This is a genomic window from Vibrio artabrorum, from assembly GCF_024347295.1.
In the GTDB taxonomy this organism is placed as follows: Bacteria; Pseudomonadota; Gammaproteobacteria; order Enterobacterales; family Vibrionaceae; genus Vibrio; species Vibrio artabrorum.
The window spans coordinates 536,669-554,355 of record NZ_AP025458.1; the positions used below are offsets into that span (position 1 = coordinate 536,669).

Consider the following 17,687-nt stretch of genomic DNA (forward strand, 5'->3'; position numbering starts at 1 on the left):
TCGGTGCTTAAACTCAATTACGAGGTTCACGTGACAGACTTAATCAATTTGATGAACGATCTCCTGTGGGGATCTATCTTAGTTTACTTACTGGTTGGTGTGGGTATCTACTTCACTGTACGACTAGGCTTCATTCAATTCCGCCATTTCGGCCACATGTTCTCTGTTCTTAGAAACAGCCGTAAAGCAGACAGTGCTGGTATCTCTTCTTTCCAAGCTCTTTGTACCAGTCTCGCTGCTCGTGTAGGTACGGGTAACATGGCAGGTGTTGCTGTAGCGCTAACCGCGGGTGGCCCTGGTGCTATCTTCTGGATGTGGCTAATCGCCATGCTAGGTATGGCAACATCGTTTGCAGAAAGCACACTGGCACAGCTATACAAAACGCGTGATAACGACGGTAACTACCGCGGCGGCCCTGCATACTACATGGAGAAAGGCCTAGGCATGCGCTGGATGGGGGTTCTATTCTCTATCTTCCTAATCATTGCATTCGGTCTGGTATTCAACGCGGTTCAAGCAAACGCGATTGCAAGTGCAATGAACACAGCATTCGACCTTGAGCGTAGCTACGTTGGTGTTGGTATCGTCATCATCTCTGCATTCGTTATCTTTGGTGGTATCCGTAAGATTGCACGTACAGCAGAAATCATCGTTCCAATCATGGCATTAGCTTATCTAGCGATCGCTATGTACGTGATGTTCGCGAATATTGAGAAAGTGCCTGAAGTACTGGCTCTTATCTTCAAGAGTGCGTTCGGCCTGCAAGAAGCAGCAGCGGGTGGTCTAGGTTACGCCATCGCACAAGCGATGATTAACGGCATTAAACGTGGTTTGTTCTCGAACGAAGCGGGGATGGGTTCTGCGCCAAATGCAGCCGCTTCTGCTACGCCTTATCCACCGCACCCAGCATCACAAGGTTACGTGCAAATGCTAGGCGTGTTTATGGATACGATTGTGATCTGTTCAGCTACAGTAGCCATCATCCTGATGTCTGGTGAGTATGTACCACACGGTGAAGTTACCGGTATCGAACTAACGCAACGCGCCCTGACAGCGCAAGTTGGCGAATGGGGCGGCATCTTTGTCGCGGTAGCGATTTTCTTCTTCGCTTTCACTTCAATCATTGCAAATTATTCGTACGCCGAAACGAACCTGATCTTTTTAGAGCATAACAACAAGAAGGGCCTAGTGATGTTCCGTCTCGTCGTGCTCGGTATGGTGATGTTCGGGTCTCTCGCGACATTGCCAACGGTGTGGGCATTGGCTGACGTATCGATGGGCCTAATGGCGATCGTTAACTTGGTGGCGATTATCCTGCTATCGGGCATCGTGATTAAACTAGCGAAAGACTACAACCGTCAATTGGATGCAGGTAAAGTACCAACGTTTAATACTGATGATTTCCCTGAGCTTAAGGCTCAGTTGGAAGAGGGTATTTGGGATAACAATAACAAGTAAGCTTGTTGGAGCGACAATCCGCTCATCCTAGAATAACCCGAAAGACCAAGGTTTCGACCTTGGTCTTTTTTTTGGGTTCTGTCACAAATCTAATTAGAGGCGTGGCAGACCAACCCTAGAGATACAATTATACTATGAGTGCGTAGAATCGCTCAAAGGCCGTCTGCCCTTCAATATCTATCTGCTCTTGTTTTAACATCGTCCACACTTCTCGCCCATGCAAACTGGCCAAGGCTCCTTCCGTTGACTTCCAACCCAGCGCTTGACGTGTTTTTTGCTTCACCCAACAGTTACTCTGCTCAACGATATTGTTCAGATATTTAATGTCCAAAATCTCTACCAAGGAGAGCATAAAATACCCCGTCAACTAGAGCTGTACATTCATCGAATCAATGGCCGCGTAGTTACTCTTACTTCCGTCTACGACGACTTTGCTTGGTAAACCATTTTGTGCAATCGCCTTATTCAGAAAGGCTTTAGCAGCAGCTTCATCACGGTTAGGGCTAAGATAATAATCGATCACTTTCCCAAACTTATCGACGGCTCGGTAGTAGTAGACCCACAGGCCTTTTACTTTGATGTAGGTTTCATCCATTCGCCACGAGTCAGACACGGGCTTCTTTCTACACCTCGCTTTGTGCTCTAATATTGGCGTAAATTTGATAACCCAACGATTAATCGTGGCGTGAGCTACAACGACACCGCGCTCTAATTGAATCTCTTCAATTTCACGATAACTGAGTTTTAGGCGAAGTAATAACGTACGGTTTCGAGAATAACTTCAGAAGGGAAGTGGCAGCCTTTAAACATTAGGAATCCGTCTCATGAATAGAAATGAAGCAAATCTTAACTTAATGACTCAAAGTTTGCGACAGAACCCTTTGTATTTAAAAATCAAGAATAATTTATGTTTTACATAGATATTGTTGTGCGTAGGTCCTCAATTTAACGTAACGGCACTTAGTTCAAGGTAAGGGATCTCAATGTTTGGTTCTGTCGCAAATCTAATTAGAGGCGTGGCAGACCACCCTCTCATCTTGCTAAGTATAAGAATTTAGACTTAGATCCCCGTTATCTTGAAAAAATAACCATCAAACGAATTATATCTATTTTTTTTTAAGTTATTAGTTCATGACGCGCGCTTAAATGACCTCAAGCAAATTAGAGGTCATAAGTATGAGCAATGTTATCGCAGTCGACTTGGGCGCATCGAGCGGTCGAGTGATGGTTGGCACACTAAAAAACTCCAAAGTTTCATTGAAGGAATATCATCGATTCCCGAATGTTCAGGTCATTTGCAATGGCCAATCATGTTGGGATCTATATGCAATCCTTGAAGAAATTGAAAGAGGCATATCTAAAGTTGCTGCAAGCGGTATCGAGATTGATTCACTTGGAATCGATACTTGGGGCGTCGACTTTGTCCTGCTAGACCGATTCGGCAAACATCTAGGCGAATTTGTGAGTTATCGCGATGAACGCACTGAAGGCATGATTGATAAGCTGACGTCTGACAGCTCTATTACCCACAAAGACATCTATACGACCACCGGAATTCAGTTTCTAACGTTCAACACGATCTATCAACTAAAAGCGATCATTGACGCAAAGCCTGCATGGTTAGAGCGCGTAGATAAGCTTTTATTTATCCCAGATTACCTAAATTACAAACTGTCTGGCCTGAAGCATTGTGAGTATACAAATGCCTCAACAAGCCAACTTCTTAATTGCGAAACAAAGGAGTGGGATGAAGAGCTAATTACAGCTTGTGGCGCTAAAAAGTCTTGGTTCTTAGAGCCTACCCTACCAAACAAAGTGGTTGGGCGATTCACACGTCATTGCTGTGACATTCCGGTAATTTCGATCCCTAGCCACGACACAGCATCTGCTGTATCGGCTGCCCCAGTTGATAACAAAACTGCATATTTAAGTTCAGGCACGTGGTCTTTGTTAGGGATCGAAAGCTTCGAACCTTTCACAAGCGAACTCGCATATCAATACAACATCACAAACGAAGGTGGTGTTGAAGGTCGATACCGCGTTCTGAAAAACATCATGGGATTGTGGCTTGTTCAACGCTTACGAGCTGAGAACCCTTCGCTTGCCTTTTCTGACATGGCATTAATGGCTGAGAGAGCCACCCCATTTAAGTACGTAATTAATCCAAATGACAATGCGTTTTTGAACCCAGAATCCATGACTCAAGCCATCGTTGAATGGTTCAAGAGCCGCAATCTAGAGGCCCCAACAACGTTCTCTGAAATCATCCGTTGTGTATACGATTCTCTGGCCTTGGCTTACTCAACCGCATTGGAAAACATCAAAGAAGTTAGCGAAAGAGAAATCCAATCCATTCGAATTGTTGGCGGCGGCACACAAGACAAAATTCTTAATCAACTGTGCGCGGATGTCTGCGAAATCCCTGCCATTACCGAACCGGTAGAGGCCTCTGCGTTAGGCAATGTAACCAACCAAATGATAGCAATCGGCAAGATATCGAATACCGAGTCAGCTCGCCAGATTATCGAGGCGTCTTGCTCGAAAGTGCGCTATGAGCCAAGTCATATCGAAGGACTTGAAGCAATCAAAGCAAACTACAAAAAAATTCTTTAATAAGGAAAAAAACAATGAAATCTGAACAAATCATCTCGAACTTTAAAGCAGCGAAAGAAGTATTTGCACAACAAGGTGTCGACGTCGAAAAAGCGCTAGAGACTCTGGCTGAAACACCAATTTCTATTCACTGCTGGCAAGGCGATGACGTACGCGGGTTCGAAAACCCAGACCAAGAACTTTCTGGCGGTATTCAGGCTACCGGCGATTACATGGGCGCTGCGACAACGCCAACACAGTTGCGTCAAGATATGGAAAAAGCATTTAGCTTAATCGGCGGTAAAAAGCGCGTTAATCTACACGCAATTTACATTGACACTGATGAAGTAATTGAACGCGACCAAATCAAACTTGAGCATTTCGATCGCTGGGTAGCATGGGCAAAAGAAAACGAACTAGGTCTTGATTTCAACCCGACTCTATTCTCTCACCCTAAAGCATCTGACGGCCTTACTCTTTCTCACCCAGATAAAGCCATTCGCGACTTCTGGATTGAGCATGTTAAAGCATCTCGCAAAATTTCTGAGCACTTTGGTCGTGAATTAGGCACTCCGTCGTTCATGAACATTTGGATTCCAGATGGCATGAAAGATCAGCCTGCAGACCGCTTATCTCCTCGTCAACGTCTTGCAGACTCTCTAGATAAAGCGCTGGCAGAGAAAATCGATACTAAGTTCCACCGTGATGCTGTAGAGAGCAAACTGTTCGGCATAGGCGCTGAAGCTTACACCGTTGGCAGCAACGAGTTTTACTTAGGCTACGCTGCTACGCGCAATATTGACCTTTGTCTTGATGCTGGCCACTTTCACCCAACTGAAATGATTAGCGACAAAATCAGCACTTGTTCATTGTTTGTAGACAACATGCTTTTACACGTTACTCGCCCTGTTCGTTGGGATTCTGATCACGTTGTATCTTTCGATGACGAAACTCAGGCAATCATGCGTGAAATCGTGCGCAATAAACTGCTTGATCGCGTTGCGATTGGTTTGGACTTCTTTGACGCTTCAATTAACAGAATCGCAGCGTGGGTTATTGGTACTCGTAATGCACAAAAAGCATTGATGAAGGCGCTGCTTGAGCCAACAGAAGCAATTAAAAATGCGGAAGAGGCGTTCGACTACACAACACGTCTTGCGCTAACAGAAGAGGCGCACTCTGCACCTTGGACAGCGGTTTGGGATTACTTCTGCCATATTAATGATGTTCCAGTAGGCTCAGCTTGGCTAAATGATGTCAAAACTTATGAAGCCGAAGTGCTAGCAGAACGATAATAACAAAACAATAAAAGGTCACCATAGAGTGGCCTTATTTAACTAAATCCAATATTCGAAAAAGGAAACGTGATGTCTGTAGTAGCCGGTATAGGTTGGCATTTGGTCGGGGCAGCTTCTGCGGCCGCGTTCTATGCGCCTTATAAAAAAGTAAAAGGTTGGTCTTGGGAGTTAATGTGGTCAATTGGCGGCCTGTTCTCTTGGATTATCATGCCTTGGTTGGTTACATCCATGCTCGTTCCGGATCTGGGGGAGTTCTATTCCCACATCCCAACAAGCACGCTCGTAACTCTCGTATTTTGCGGTGCCTTGTGGGGAATAGGTAACATCACCTATGGTCTGACAATGCGTTATTTAGGCCTATCTATGGGCATTGGTATCGCTATCGGACTGAACTTAGCTGTCGGTACATTATTGCCGCCTCTTATTAATGGCGAGCTAATGAATGTTATCTCTTCAGATGGCGGTATGTGGACAATGCTGGGTATTTTCGTTGCTCTAATTGGCATCGTAATTGTGACCTACGCAGGCAATGAAAAGGAAAAGATTCTTGGAGAAACGTCTGAAGAATTTAACCTTAAAAAAGGCGTAACGCTTGCCATTATTTGCGGAATTTTCTCTGCAGGGTTCGCTTTTGGTCTTGCAGCGGCAGGCCCTATCAAAGCGCAATCTGAAGCAATGGGTATTAACTATCTATACGTAGCAATGCCTGCATACGGCTTCATCATGGGCGGCGGCGCTTTCGTTAACTTCGCTTTCTGTTTATTCAATATCCTACGCAACAAAGATATCTCCATCGCGCGTGACCTATCTCTTCCTAAAAGCCAGATGCTAAGAAACTTATGTTTGGCCGCAACAGGCGGGATCATGTGGTACTTGCAGTTCTTCTTTTATGGCTGGGGCGAAGCGTCAGTGCCAGAGCAACTAGGCTACATCAACTGGATGCTGCATATGAGTGGCTACGTGTTGTTTGGCGGCATCATTGGCCTAGTTATGGCCGAGTGGAAAGGCGTTGGAACAAGACCGGTACGTATCTTAATCGCTGGCTTATTGGTAATTACCGCAGCAGCAAACATTGTCGGAATCGGCATGATTTAAGGAATTATTGTGATCAGAAAAGCTTTTGTTATGTGGGTTAACAAAGACTCACATAAAGAATACCAAAAGCGTCACGATGAGATATGGGGGCGTCTTGTAGACGTCCTCAAATCACACGGGGTGCACAACTATTCAATTCATCTTCTACCAACACAGAACATGTTATTTGCTTATGCAGAAGTAGAAGACGAAGAGCGTTGGGCGGCAGTAGCTCAAACACCAGAATGTCAAGAATGGTGGTCATACATGAAAGATGTAATGCCATCTAACGCAGATAACTCTCCAAAGAGTCGCAATTTATCAGAGGTTTTTTACTTAAAATGAAAACACTAAACAAAGCAGTTACCACTGAAATAAACAAAGTTAGCGAAGCCGCACAGTATCTGTGGGAACGTGAATGGGCTGAGCGCAATGGTGGCAATATTTCAGTCGACGTTACCGATATTTATGGCGAAGTTGAAGATGCGCAGCTTTCTGAAAAGCGTTTAGGCAAACAACTACCGATTAGCTGCGCAGGTCGCATCTATTATGTGAAAGGCACCGGTCAGCGCATTCGTGAGCTTCGTGACCCATCTTATGCAGGCTGCGTTCTTCAAATCACTGATGACGCACACGGCTTCAAAATCCTTTGGGGCGGCGAAGCAAGTTCAGATTTTGCACCAACTTCTGAGTTCATTAGCCACATCAAAATTCTCGAGTCAAAACGCGCATCTGGTTCAACACACAAATGTGTCGTACACACTCACCCGCTCGAGTTAATCGCTCTATCGCACCACCCTATCTTAAACGCTAGCAGTGACGTATTTACTAATGCGTGCTGGAAAATGCTACCAGAAGTGCGTGCGTTTGTTCCTAAAGGTATCGGCATGATCCCTTATTGCCTGCCGTCTTCTGAAGAGTTAGCAGACAAGACCACAGAGGCTCTTGAGACACGAGACGTTGCTATTTGGGAAAAGCATGGCGCTACTGCATCAGGCGATGACGCTCTGCAGGCATTTGATTTTGTAGATGTAGCGAATAAAGGCGCGAAGTTGCACTTGATGTGCCTTGCGTCTGGCTTTGAGCCTCAAGGTGTATCTCAAGAAGATATGGATACTCTAAAAACTGAATTCAATTTATAAGGGCTGAAATGAGCGTTTTTAAACTAGCTTTCCCAAAGATTAATCTTTCTGGATACGGTGCAATCGGTGCATTAATCGAGCGTATTGTCGCCGAGCATGGCGAAGAAACCGGTATGGTAATTTGCGACCCTGCAATGGTAAAACTTGGTCACATCGATCAACTTGTTGCAAGTCCTCTGCGTTTTACATTATTTGATGGAATCAAGCCTAATCCTGACACAAATACCGTAAAAGCTGCATACGACGAGTTTACAAGAAAAAATGCTAAATACGTTATTGCCTTTGGTGGTGGAAGCTCTATTGACACTGGCAAGGCGATTCGTATTCTGTCTGCAAACGAAGGCGCGATTGCACAGTTCAATGGCGTCGAAAAAGTAAAGAACATTGGTTGCCCTCTTTACGCGATCAACACGACTGCAGGCACTGCTGCTGAAGTGACAAGTAATGCTGTGATTACCGATACAGAGACAAAGGTTAAGCACGTTATCATTTCAGATAAGATCATTCCGGACGTATCAGTTAACGATCCATCTGTGATGCTAGGCATACCAGCGAGCGTTACCGCTTCTACAGGTATTGATGCTCTTACTCACGCTATTGAATCGTACGTATCTGTTGGCTCTCACCAGTTAACTGACTATATCTCGCTTCAGTCAATTAGCCTGATTGCTCAGTCGCTACCTTTGGCTGTAGAAGATGGCCAAAACAAAGAAGCGCGTGAAATGATGGCTCAAGGCCAGTTTGTGGCAGGCCTTTCTTTCAATAGCGCAGGCTTAGGTATGGTTCACGCAATGGCTCACCCTGCAGGCGCACATAAAGATTTGCCTCACGGCGTCTGTAACGCGATCTTGCTTCCAGTTGTTTGTGAATTCAATAGACAAAACTGTGTTGAAAAGTTTGCAAAAGTAGCAGAAGCGATGGGCGTAGATACTTCGAACATATCTATCGAAGAGGCGAGCTTTACTGCAATCGAAGCCATCAAGTCTTTGAACGAGCGCGTTAATATCCCGAAAGGCTTTGCTGAACTAGGGGTAACTGAAGAAGACATTGCTAGCTGGGTAGATGATGCTCTAGCTGACCCATGTGCAGGTGGTAACCCACGCCCTATGTCGGCAAAACAAGTGTTAGAGTTATACACTCGAGCTCTTTAGTTTCATCTTAATTAAACAAAAGTGGCCGAATGGCCACTTTTTTATTTGTTGGCTATATGATTTAAAACAAAACCAGCAGCATTATTAAACTTCTTTGTTTCGAAGTGCGGCGCTGTTCTCTATTTTCTATCCCTAAATTAAGCAAAATACACAGTCTTAATAAAGAGGATGCCCTATGTTGTTGCTAAAATCTGATGATTATATGGGGCGAAATCCGTCTATTTATGCCATTAATCGTACACCTCAAAATGACTTCCCAGAGCACGGACATGACTTTTCAGAGTTTGTGTTTGCGTGCAACGGTAGCGGCATACATGTAAAAAATGATGCGCAGAAAGTGATTCTCCCCCAAATGGTGACCTTAGTTACAGACAAGGATTACCACCTTTACGAAGGCACCAATGATCTTCAGTTATTCAACATCTGCTATAAAAAAAATGCCATCAATCTTCGAGAAGAGTCAGCGAATGTCCTCAAAAAGATAGAGGGCAATATGAGCGACATTTTGGTTACCGAAAAGTCCTTTGAACAAGTCATGAATACCGTGAGACTCATAGAGAACGAGCAGAAAGCAGATGGTGACCACGCTGAGGTAATGATCTCGGTTTTGTTTGAACAGTTGCTTTTGCAAATAGATAGATTGATCGTCCACACTGGAACCAGTAATAATGTGACAAGAGCCATTGTTTATATCTGCGACCACTATAAAGATTGCGAACTCTTAGTCGCCCACGTATGTGAGAAATTTGAGGTTCCATCAGCCGCGCTAAATTCTAGGATTTTGTCGCTGACGGGCATCTCAGCCAATAAGTTCATCAATGCACTTCGAATAAACAAAGCTAAAAAGCTCTTATCAGAGGGAAGATCTATTACCGAAGTTGCCTTCTTTGTTGGCTTTAACGACAGCAACTACTTCAGTACTAAATTTAAGTCGGCAACCGGCTACACGCCTCGCGACTATCAGCGTTGATTAACGGTTACTAATAGGGGTAGACAGGGAATTAGTAAATTATCCTACATTAAGGATTTGGCCAACGGTACTCACCAGTTAATGCTATGTGCTCCCAACTCAAAGGCGATATATGCTGGAGAAGCTTATCATCGACTTCTACTCCTTGTTTTATAAGAGTTTCTACTACTTTTTCTAAATAGACGGTATTCCAAAGAACAATCGCTGCTGTGACTAAGTTTAAGCCGCTTGCGCGGTAACGCTGTTGCTCAAAACTACGGTCTCTAATTTCATTTAGCTGATTAAAAAAACTGCACGTGCAAGTGCATGAGGGGTCTAAGGTGCAGTGGAACGGTTTTCTATGATAAGAAAACATTAACATTTAATATCAATTAGATAGCTCGATTGTACTACTGTAATTCTTTAATGTTTTGGAGGTGAATTTTACATTGATGGAAAAAAGTAGAATTTAACTATCAGACACGACTTGTTTGATAGTCAATTAGGGTGGGACACAGCTATTAATAGCCATAGCCTAATTGGATATAGATCATTTGACCTAGTGTATAAGGATGGCTAAAAACAAGAAATAGGGATTTAAATTGGCCATGTTGATTTTGGCTACTTAAATTAGCCATTTGGACTAAAAATCATATTCTGGAGGTAAAGGTAGGGGCAGTAACCAATTCTTTATCATAGTTTTTCGTTCCGTTGCACCATAGACCCCAAATAGAGCGTGAGTTTATCTCGATGAGAACGAAGGAAGCTCTTGCCGCTAGAAAGAAAAACGGCATGATTCTCGGAAGACCAAAGGGCCAAGCTGAGGCTCGATGCTAAGCGTGAGTAAATAGAGAAGTATCTAAAAATGGGCTTAGGTATTCGACCGACGGCCAAATTGATTGATGAAGCGCCGAGTACGTTACGTGACTACATGAAGCGACGCAGGTTAACCCTTAAATTAGCTTGAGGGTTAAGAGAGTTGTGAAAAGTGCTTGGCCGGAGACATGTGCTTACCAAGAACGGCTGCAATAACGATGTGCTCTTGTTTTTGGATGTAATAAATCACATGGTGCTTTAAAGGAAACCGGAAGTAATTTTGGCCCAGTTCAGAAACTCCTATGCCAAGCAGTTGGTTGTTCGCTAGTAATTCCATGGATTGCTTGAACTCTGAAAAATAAGTTGTCCATTGTGTTTGCCCCCATAGCTCTAATGTATAGCGACGAATCTCAATGAGATCTGATTGCGCTGCAGAAGAAAGCTTATAGTGCGTCATTAATCAAACTTACCTTGGTCAAGTGCATTCATGAAATCGTCACCGTCGACTAGGTTATCTGATAGAACATCGGCCTCTGCTTGTTCGAAGCGCGATTTCACCACCATCAATTTCAATGCTTCAAGTTGTTTATATTCTTCACAAGACATCATCACCGCAACGGGTGAACCGTTCTTATTGATTTGTACAGGTTCACGTTGAACCTTCATCAGTAAGTCACCAAATTTGGTTTTAGCTGTATTAGCAGTAAGTGATTGCATAATATTCTCCTTTTCGTTCATTATAAACGAATCGAACGATTTAACCAATTTGTATGATTCTGTGATTGAAGGTAATCTGATGCAATGTCCATAAAGCTGTAACTTTATGGACGTTGCTCACAATCATCTAATAACTGGGTTCTGTCGCAAATCTAATTAGAGGCGTGGCAGACCAACCCTAGAGATACAATTATACTGTGAGTGCGTAGAATCGCTCAAAGGCTGTCTGCCCTTCAATATCTATCTGCTCTTGTTTTAACATTGTCCACACTTCTCGCCCATGCAAACTGGCTAAGGCTCCTTCCGTTGACTTCCAACCCAGCGCTTGACGTGTTTTTTGCTTCACCCAACAGTTACTCTGCTCAACGATATTGTTCAGATATTTAATGTCCAAAATCTCTACCAAGGAGAGCATAAAATACCCCGTCAACCAGAGCTGTACATTCATCGAATCAATGGCCGCGTAGTTACTCTTACTTCCGTCTACGACGACTTTGCTTGGTAAACCATTTTGTGCAATCGCCTTATTCAGAAAGGCTTTAGCAGCAGCTTCATCACGGTTAGGACTAAGATAATAATCGATCACTTTCCCAAACTTATCGACGGCTCGGTAGTAGTAGACCCACAGGTCTTTTACTTTGATGTAGGTTTCATCCATTCGCCACGAGTCAGACACGGGCTTCTTTCTACACCTCGCTTTGTGCTCTAATATTGGCGTAAATTTGATAACCCAACGATTAATCGTGGCGTGATCTACAACGACACCGCGCTCTAATTGAATCTCTTCAATTTCACGATAACTGAGTTTTAGGCGAAGTAATAACGTACGGTTTCGAGAATAACTTCAGAAGGGAAGTGGCAGCCTTTAAACATTAGGAATCCGTCTCATGAATAGAAATGAAGCAAATCTTAACTTAATGACTCAAAGTTTGCGACAGAACCTTTTTTTATCTTCTTCTTTGCTTTGTATACCTATCAAAGCAATAGGAAGAGTCGTAAAGACAAGTTGATGTTTTTTCTATACTCTAGCCGTATCCAGTTAGATAACCGATTAGGGTAAAGTTATGTTAGTTGTTGTTTCTCCAGCCAAAACACTTGATTACGAATCACCAGTAGCGACGGAACGCTTTAGTCAACCAGAGTTTATTGAGCACTCTGCTGAACTGATTGAAGAGTGCCGTAAGCTGACACCAGCTGATGTTTCTGCATTGATGAAAGTCAGCGATAAGATCGCAGGATTGAACGTAGCGCGTTTTGAGCAGTGGAGCGAGACCTTTACCCAAGACAACGCACGCCAAGCAATCCTAGCCTTTAAGGGCGATGTATACACTGGCCTAGATGCTGAAACGCTATCGGATGAAGATTTTGACTACGCACAAAACCACCTGCGCATGCTTTCTGGCCTATATGGTTTGCTTAAACCGTTAGATTTGATGCAGCCTTACCGCCTAGAGATGGGGACACGCTTAGCCAATGCTCGTGGTACGAACTTGTACCAGTTCTGGGGCAACATCATCACAGACAAGCTGAATGAAGCGTTGAATGCTCAAGGTGATAATGTGTTGATCAACTTAGCATCGAACGAATACTTTAAAGCGGTGAAGCCGAAGAACTTGGATGGCCAAGTGATTACCCCTATATTTAAAGACGGTAAGAACGGTCAGTACAAGGTGATCAGTTTCTACGCGAAGAAAGCGCGTGGCATGATGGCTCGTTACATTATCGAGAACAAGATCGACTCGATTGAGGCGCTAACCCAGTTTGATACGGCGGGTTACTACTTCGTTGAAGAAGAGTCGAACGCGAAAGAGCTTGTCTTTAAACGTGAAGAGCAAAACTAGTAGCCCTTGGTTAACGAGTTACTCTCAGTTTTAGCCTGATAACAGGCCAGATAGAGAAAAGCCCCATGCAGCGAACTGCATGGGGCTTTTTTAAGTCTTTGAAAGTGCTAAGTTACTTCTTCTTTGCTGCTTTCTTTTTCTTGGCGATTTTTTTCTTCTTGGCGATTTTTTGTTTCTCTACCGCTTTTTTATCTTCTTTCTTCGGCTTCTTCTTCTTAGTCACTGCCGCTTTCTTATGCGTAGGGCGCATGCCTTCGATGAAGCGTTCTTTGATGGGTTCGTCCGTGTAACGAGCCACACGCTCAATCATCAGTTGATCGTGCGCTTCAATGATAGAAACCGCGTTCCCTTTTTTACCAGCACGAGCCGTACGGCCGATACGGTGTAGGTAGACATCTGCTGTACGTGGCATGTCGTAGTTGATGACGTGGCTAACATCTGGAAGGTCGATACCACGAGCTGCAACGTCAGTCGCTAGCAGTACGTTTACAGAGCCGTCACGGAAACGAGCGATCGCGTTGTTACGACGATCTTGAGGCATTTCACCCTGGATCCACGCACATGGGATTTGCGCGCTTTCAAGTTGAGCTCGTAGATCACCTAGACGATCACGCGTCTTCAAGAACACGATGCTGCGCTCAGCTTGCTCTGTGATGATGTGCTTTAGGAGGTTCAGTTTGTGCTCTGCTGTGTCTGCGCGATGGTACCACTGGGTAATCTTCTTACGCTCACGAAGTGATGATTTTGCATCGATCTCCGCTGGGTTGTTCAGTAGATCTTCTGTGAAGCCTTCAATGCCTTTACCTTCTAGTGTTGCAGAGAACAGTAAAGTTTGTTTACGCCAGCGACATTCTGCAGACAGACGGTCAACAACAGGGCCAAAGCCCATGTCTAGCATACGGTCGGCTTCATCTAGAACCAGCCATTCAATCGCACGACAGTCAAAACGCTCGCCTTCAATGTATTCCATCAGGCGGCCAGGTGTTGCTACTACGATATCTTGAGTCGTACTTAAGATATCTGCGTGCTCTTGGTACATCACACCGCCTGTGATCGTGAAGATGTTTAGGCTGGTGTATTTAGCAAGCTCACGTGCTTGTTCGGTGATCTGCATTGCTAGCTCACGCGTTGGCGTCAGGATAAGCATACGTGCAGGACCAGATTTCTTACGTGGGAAATCCAGTAGGTATTGCAGTGCTGGCAATACAAATGATGCTGTTTTACCAGTACCTGTTGGCGCAGAAGCCAAAACGTCTCTTCCATCTAACGCTTGTGGGATTGCTTCAGCTTGTATCTGTGTTGGACGTTCGTAGCCCATTTCGTCAATTGCTTTAAGCAGCTCTTGGTTTAGATCGAGTTCTGCAAAGGTTCTGATCACTGTTGTTTCTCCACAAGCAATAAATGTTTCTGCCTCAAAAAGCAGACGATAAAAAAGAGTAGTCGGACATTATAGAAGCATTAGTGATTAGGATCACATGGTATTTGCTACATCTTGAGATAAAAATCTTTCGTGAGCGCAATAAATGCTTCGCTATAACCACCTTGGTGGTGAATTGTAAGCGATTCGCGCTGCAAATCTTGCTCGCAGGCAGGATCTTTAGATAACTCAAATAGAATTCGGCTAGCCGGTTTCTTGTCTGTTGTTCTCACATCAAGGCGTTTTGCTAGATACCAACCACATTGCTCGGCAAGCTTGATAAAACCTTCCCCCTCAGGCGTCGGTAGGATGAAACTGGCCGTCGCGGTTTCAGTGGTTATCTCGAAACAACGCTGGGCAAGCGCTAAATGATCCAAGCTGTCGGTGTGCCTGGCGGTGGCTCTTTGGCTTTGCTGCGCCTGTTCTCCAGAGTTGAAGTAGGGCGGGTTACAGATGATCGCATCAAACTTTTGTGGAAAGTCGGTCGTTAACACGCTGCCGTGATGAAGGGAGATACGATCTTGCCAAGGCGATTGCTCAATATTGATGATGGCAGCATCAATGGCGTGCTGATCAATATCTATCGCAGAGATGAACGCATCCTCAAAACGCTGCGCGGTCATCAAGGCCAACAGCCCAGTTCCTGTCCCGATATCAAGCACACATGATCTTTGTGGCAGGCTTATCCATGCGCCAAGTAGCACGCCATCGGTACTGACAGGCATACCGCTTTGCCCACCGTAAATAGAAAATTTCTTAAATTGGAAGTTTTTAGTTTCTATTGTTCTGTTTTCCATGAAAGCTCTAAGTATCGAGGTATTTTAAGTGATTGGTATTAATGTTAACCAATTTCACAGATCAATGTTCTATTCGGTTAACTATTGTTATGGTTTATGGTTGGTTTATAATTTTGTTTATTTTTATAATCTTAGTTTAATCAACTGTATTTGTTTCTCATATGCAAATTTATATGGTGTTCTTTTCTGTTGACTTGCAGCTCACTGAGCGTTTCGTCATTATGCGCGACTATTTTAAAGATGGATTGGCAGCATGGAGCTGTAACATTCCTGTAAACACAACATAAATTCATAAATATAATTAAGGATTGTCTGTGAAACAGAGTCTAAAACTAACAGATATAATGGCATTGGGCTTTATGCTTTTTGCGTTTTTCTTAGGGGCGGGTAACATTATCTTCCCACCTCTCGCTGGCCAATTGGCGGGTGATCACTTTCTTCCCGCTATGTTTGGTTTCTTGCTGACCGCCGTTGGTCTGCCGTTAATCACGATCGTAGCGGTGGCAGTGGCTGGTGGCTCTTGGGGTCACTTAACTCAAGATCTTCCTAAGAAAGCAGCAACCATTATGGCGGTGCTGATCTTTATAATTATCGGTCCTGCATTTGCTGCACCACGTACTGGCCTTGTGGCCTATGAGATGGCGGTGAAACCATTATTCATCGATGCCTCTCACGCTCACCTGACTCTCTTTTCGATTGCATTTTTTGTCGTAGCGATGTTCTTCTCATGGTCGCAAGGTAAGCTTATTGACGTCATTGGTAAGCTACTAACACCGGCACTGTTCGTTGGTTTGGTGGTACTGGCGATTGCTGTATTTGTTAACCCCCAAGGCGATATTCTTGCGGCTCACGGTGAGTACATCACTCAACCGTTAACCAAAGGCTTCCTTGAAGGCTATAACACCATGGACACTTTTGCTTCTTTAATGTTTGGTATGTTGATTGTTGACGCGATACGCAGCAAGGGCATTACTGATCGTGCTGCGACGACTAAGTATCTAATTAGCGCGGGTTGTATTGCCGCTGCGGGTCTTGCGTTTGTTTACATCTCTCTATTCTTCCTGGGGGCAACCAGTGCAACAGTCGCTGCGGGAGCCGATAACGGTGGCACGATCTTAAGTCTTTATGTTCAATCGTTGTTTGGTCCATCAGGCCAGCTAGTGCTTTCTGTGATCGTATTACTGGCGTGTCTAACTACGGCGATTGGCCTGATATCAGCCTGCTCGGATTACTTTAGCTCGCTAACGCCTCTGTCTTACAAGACTTGGGTCATCATTAACGGTGTGGCTTGTGCAACGGTCGCCAATGTGGGGCTTTCTCAGCTGATTTCTCTGTCGGTTCCTGTGCTATTTGCACTGTACCCAGTTGCTATCGCTTTGGTAGCGCTGACATTCTTGCGTCGCCGTTTCCCTAATCCAAAAGCGGCGTACCGCGTGGTGGTATTAGTGTCATTGCTGTTTGCTCTTATTGATGGCGCTAAAGTGGCGGGAGTTGATGTGTCTGCACTGAACATGCTGCCACTGTTTGATATTGGCATGGGTTGGTTACTTCCGACCGTGGCAGCCATCATCTGTATGTTCTTTGTGGGTCAATCAACAGAACAAGAGATGGCTGAAGAGACGGTTTAATCTTCCGTTGAGATTAGATTGCTTTGCGAGATGAAATAGAAAAGGCCTCATGACTTGGCAGTCATGGGGCCTTTTTGTATTCTGTTGAGTCAACGCGCCATTTTGATGAATGCTTAAACCTAGCACTCTGAATGGATAGCTTTCTATCGAACGAATGGATTGCTATTGAACTGATAGCTTTTCACTGTATTCGACCAGTACTTGCTCCACCCAACTTGCAATGCGTTGATCGCTGAGTTCATACTGTGAATCTTCATCCAGAGCTAAACCAACAAAGTGAGATTGGTCTTCCGTTAACGCTTTAGAGGCTTCGAACTCGTAGCTGTCATCATTCGGCCAGAAGCCAACAAACTCTGCCCCCGCGGTTTTCAGTTCATCATGCAATAGGCCCATTGCATCTAGAAACCATTCGCCGTAGCCTTCTTGGTCACCTAAACCAAACAGAGCCACAACCTTGCCTTTCATTGGCGTGGTTGCGATGTCTTCCCACAACTCATTCCAATCTTCTTGAATTTCACCGAAATCCCAAGTTGAGATGCCCAGTAACAAAAGGTCGTAGTTCGCCATCAATGAAAGCGGAGTCTCTTTCACGTTATGGATATCAACTAGGTCTTCACCAATAATGCCGCGAATCTTCTCAGCTGCCATTTCGGTATAGCAGGTGGTTGAGCCGTAAAATAATCCAATTTTCATAGCAAACGTTCGATTTTAATTTCAGATGGCGAATTCTAACCATAAATCGCCTTCGATTGCAGCGATTATCCACTCAAGTCGTAATTTTTATGGCATTCATATTTGCTCTGGCAT

General features: G+C 44.4%; 15 protein-coding genes and 4 pseudogenes. 11 read left to right on the plus strand and 8 right to left on the minus strand.

Going from position 1 to position 17,687, the window contains the following annotated elements; genetic code table 11:
• Window positions 1-30 precede the first annotated feature (30 nt).
• A complete protein-coding gene (locus tag OCU36_RS02430) occupies window positions 31-1,458 on the plus strand; it encodes an alanine/glycine:cation symporter family protein (protein WP_261838887.1) in 1,428 nt (475 codons plus the stop codon).
• A gap of 192 nt (window positions 1,459-1,650) precedes the next feature.
• On the opposite strand, the pseudogene OCU36_RS02435 reads toward OCU36_RS02430, so the two are convergent.
• A pseudogene (locus tag OCU36_RS02435) lies at window positions 1,651-2,268 on the minus strand (IS6 family transposase).
• Between the two features lie 366 nt (window positions 2,269-2,634).
• Here OCU36_RS02435 and rhaB point away from each other — a divergent pair.
• From rhaB to OCU36_RS02470, 7 genes are all read left to right on the plus strand, one after another.
• Entirely contained in the window at window positions 2,635-4,071 is a 1,437-nt protein-coding gene (gene rhaB / locus OCU36_RS02440) for a rhamnulokinase (protein ID WP_261838888.1), read from the plus strand.
• 14 nt (window positions 4,072-4,085) lie between these two features.
• Window positions 4,086-5,345, plus strand: a complete 1,260-nt coding sequence (locus tag OCU36_RS02445; protein ID WP_261838889.1) for an L-rhamnose isomerase — start codon at window positions 4,086-4,088, stop codon at window positions 5,343-5,345.
• Window positions 5,346-5,417: 72 nt separating this feature from the next.
• On the plus strand, window positions 5,418-6,443 hold the full coding sequence (locus tag OCU36_RS02450; protein WP_261838890.1) for an L-rhamnose/proton symporter RhaT: 1,026 nt from the start codon (window positions 5,418-5,420) through the stop codon (window positions 6,441-6,443).
• Between the two features lie 9 nt (window positions 6,444-6,452).
• Window positions 6,453-6,767: an L-rhamnose mutarotase gene (rhaM, locus tag OCU36_RS02455; RefSeq protein WP_261838891.1), complete on the plus strand. Its 315-nt coding sequence runs from the start codon at window positions 6,453-6,455 to the stop codon at window positions 6,765-6,767.
• A complete protein-coding gene (rhaD, locus tag OCU36_RS02460) occupies window positions 6,764-7,564 on the plus strand; it encodes a rhamnulose-1-phosphate aldolase (protein WP_261838892.1) in 801 nt (266 codons plus the stop codon). Before rhaM ends, rhaD begins: the two co-directional genes overlap by 4 nt.
• An 8-nt stretch (window positions 7,565-7,572) precedes the next feature.
• Window positions 7,573-8,715 (plus strand): iron-containing alcohol dehydrogenase, encoded by a 1,143-nt coding sequence (locus OCU36_RS02465; RefSeq protein ID WP_261838893.1) that lies wholly within the window; start codon window positions 7,573-7,575, stop codon window positions 8,713-8,715.
• 175 nt (window positions 8,716-8,890) lie between these two features.
• A complete protein-coding gene (locus tag OCU36_RS02470) occupies window positions 8,891-9,685 on the plus strand; it encodes a helix-turn-helix domain-containing protein (protein WP_261838894.1) in 795 nt (264 codons plus the stop codon).
• 49 nt (window positions 9,686-9,734) lie between these two features.
• Here OCU36_RS02470 and OCU36_RS02475 read toward each other — a convergent pair.
• Window positions 9,735-9,974 (minus strand): annotated as a pseudogene (locus OCU36_RS02475) (Tn3 family transposase); the annotation flags it as partial.
• Between the two features lie 416 nt (window positions 9,975-10,390).
• On the opposite strand from OCU36_RS02475, the pseudogene OCU36_RS20020 reads away from it, so the two are divergent.
• Window positions 10,391-10,631, plus strand: a pseudogene (locus tag OCU36_RS20020) (recombinase family protein); the annotation flags it as partial.
• Between the two features lie 3 nt (window positions 10,632-10,634).
• On the opposite strand, the gene OCU36_RS02485 reads toward OCU36_RS20020, so the two are convergent.
• The 3 genes and pseudogenes from OCU36_RS02485 to OCU36_RS02495 all read right to left on the minus strand — a co-directional run bounded on the left by OCU36_RS02485 (window position 10,635) and on the right by OCU36_RS02495 (window position 12,070).
• On the minus strand, window positions 10,635-10,937 hold the full coding sequence (locus OCU36_RS02485) for a type II toxin-antitoxin system RelE/ParE family toxin (RefSeq protein WP_261838895.1): 303 nt from the start codon (window positions 10,935-10,937) through the stop codon (window positions 10,635-10,637).
• Window positions 10,937-11,197 carry a type II toxin-antitoxin system Phd/YefM family antitoxin gene (locus OCU36_RS02490; RefSeq protein ID WP_261838896.1) on the minus strand — a complete coding sequence of 87 codons (261 nt, stop codon included), beginning with the start codon at window positions 11,195-11,197 and terminating at the stop codon, window positions 10,937-10,939. The genes OCU36_RS02485 and OCU36_RS02490 overlap by 1 nt, the downstream gene beginning before the upstream one ends.
• A gap of 190 nt (window positions 11,198-11,387) precedes the next feature.
• A pseudogene (locus OCU36_RS02495) lies at window positions 11,388-12,070 on the minus strand (IS6 family transposase).
• A 191-nt stretch (window positions 12,071-12,261) separates the two neighbouring features.
• Here OCU36_RS02495 and yaaA point away from each other — a divergent pair.
• Window positions 12,262-13,038, plus strand: coding sequence for a peroxide stress protein YaaA (yaaA, locus tag OCU36_RS02500; protein WP_261838897.1), 777 nt, complete (start codon window positions 12,262-12,264; stop codon window positions 13,036-13,038).
• 112 nt (window positions 13,039-13,150) lie between these two features.
• On the opposite strand, the gene srmB is transcribed toward yaaA, so the two are convergent.
• Together srmB and OCU36_RS02510 are read right to left on the minus strand one after the other, a co-directional pair.
• Complete coding sequence (srmB, locus tag OCU36_RS02505) at window positions 13,151-14,416, minus strand: ATP-dependent RNA helicase SrmB (RefSeq protein ID WP_261838898.1); 1,266 nt, start codon at window positions 14,414-14,416, stop codon at window positions 13,151-13,153.
• 107 nt (window positions 14,417-14,523) lie between these two features.
• Window positions 14,524-15,252, minus strand: coding sequence for a tRNA1(Val) (adenine(37)-N6)-methyltransferase (locus tag OCU36_RS02510; RefSeq protein WP_261838899.1), 729 nt, complete (start codon window positions 15,250-15,252; stop codon window positions 14,524-14,526).
• 314 nt (window positions 15,253-15,566) lie between these two features.
• Here OCU36_RS02510 and brnQ point away from each other — a divergent pair, with 314 nt between their 5' ends.
• Window positions 15,567-16,880, plus strand: a complete 1,314-nt coding sequence (gene brnQ / locus OCU36_RS02515) for a branched-chain amino acid transport system II carrier protein (protein WP_261838900.1) — start codon at window positions 15,567-15,569, stop codon at window positions 16,878-16,880.
• A gap of 162 nt (window positions 16,881-17,042) precedes the next feature.
• Here the strand turns inward: brnQ and fldB are convergent, their stop codons facing one another.
• Complete coding sequence (gene fldB, locus OCU36_RS02520; RefSeq protein WP_261838901.1) at window positions 17,043-17,573, minus strand: flavodoxin FldB; 531 nt, start codon at window positions 17,571-17,573, stop codon at window positions 17,043-17,045.
• Between the last annotated feature and the right edge of the window lie 114 nt (window positions 17,574-17,687).

What these genes read in the sequence shown, in the direction of transcription:
- rhaB (WP_261838888.1), top strand. Translation starts at nt 2,635, where the DNA reads ATGAGCAATGTTATCGCAGTCGACTTGGGCGCATCGAGCGGTCGAGTG.
- OCU36_RS02445 (WP_261838889.1), top strand. Translation starts at nt 4,086, where the DNA reads ATGAAATCTGAACAAATCATCTCGAACTTTAAAGCAGCGAAAGAAGTA.
- OCU36_RS02450 (WP_261838890.1), top strand. Translation starts at nt 5,418, where the DNA reads ATGTCTGTAGTAGCCGGTATAGGTTGGCATTTGGTCGGGGCAGCTTCT.
- rhaD (WP_261838892.1), top strand. Translation starts at nt 6,764, where the DNA reads ATGAAAACACTAAACAAAGCAGTTACCACTGAAATAAACAAAGTTAGC.
- OCU36_RS02465 (WP_261838893.1), top strand. Translation starts at nt 7,573, where the DNA reads ATGAGCGTTTTTAAACTAGCTTTCCCAAAGATTAATCTTTCTGGATAC.
- OCU36_RS02470 (WP_261838894.1), top strand. Translation starts at nt 8,891, where the DNA reads ATGTTGTTGCTAAAATCTGATGATTATATGGGGCGAAATCCGTCTATT.
- OCU36_RS02485 (WP_261838895.1), bottom strand. Translation starts at nt 10,937, where the DNA reads ATGACGCACTATAAGCTTTCTTCTGCAGCGCAATCAGATCTCATTGAG.
- OCU36_RS02490 (WP_261838896.1), bottom strand. Translation starts at nt 11,197, where the DNA reads ATGCAATCACTTACTGCTAATACAGCTAAAACCAAATTTGGTGACTTA.
- yaaA (WP_261838897.1), top strand. Translation starts at nt 12,262, where the DNA reads ATGTTAGTTGTTGTTTCTCCAGCCAAAACACTTGATTACGAATCACCA.
- OCU36_RS02510 (WP_261838899.1), bottom strand. Translation starts at nt 15,252, where the DNA reads ATGGAAAACAGAACAATAGAAACTAAAAACTTCCAATTTAAGAAATTT.
- fldB (WP_261838901.1), bottom strand. Translation starts at nt 17,573, where the DNA reads ATGAAAATTGGATTATTTTACGGCTCAACCACCTGCTATACCGAAATG.